Genomic DNA, 563 nt, shown 5'->3' with positions numbered 1-563 from the left:
TATGTCGGCCGAGAGACCGCCGGTCTGCTCGTCATCGCCGGTGGTGCCGGTCTCCTCCCTGCGGTTCACAATCTCACCCTGTTCGCGCTCACGATTCCCTAACCGCAAATTCGTATTCCGCTGGCCCGGGGAATCGCTCAGACGCGACGTGCCGTCGTTCCGGGTGCTCGAACTCGAACTCCTTCGACCGGATCATTTCGAGAGTCTCCTCGATGGACGGCCGATCGCCCCAGAACGTTCCGTAATACGCGAAGCGAACGGTGCCGTTCGGGTCGAGAATGATCGTCGCGGGGCGGTTGATATACTCGGCGTGGACGGCGTAGGACATCGGATCGACGCCGTATTTCGCGCCGACCGCTCCCGCGCGGTCGAGGAGGTGCGGCCACCAGATCCGCTCCGCGTACGATTCGATGAACGACTCCTCGGCGAACCAGTACTCCGGTTCGAGCTCCCGTCTGACCATCACTCGGCCGCGGTAGCCGCCGTGACACTCGATCGTCGCCACGTTGACGTCCGCCTCGTGTAGTTCGTCGCGAAGCTCGATCAGCTCGTCGAACCCGCGG

General features: G+C 63.6%; 1 protein-coding gene. It reads right to left on the bottom strand.

Translation table 11 applies throughout. The annotated features are described in order from the left end of the window. Positions 1-88 precede the first annotated feature (88 nt). The coding region (locus EXE42_RS15990) for a peroxiredoxin (protein ID WP_158293740.1) at positions 89-563 on the bottom strand (475 nt) is incomplete at its 5' end.

The sequence above is a fragment of the Halorubrum sp. SP3 genome (assembly GCF_005435195.1).
Classification (GTDB): Archaea; Halobacteriota; Halobacteria; order Halobacteriales; family Haloferacaceae; genus Halorubrum; species Halorubrum sodomense.
The sequence above is the reverse complement of the archived record's forward strand: the minus strand, read 5'-3'. Positions and strand labels throughout refer to the sequence as shown.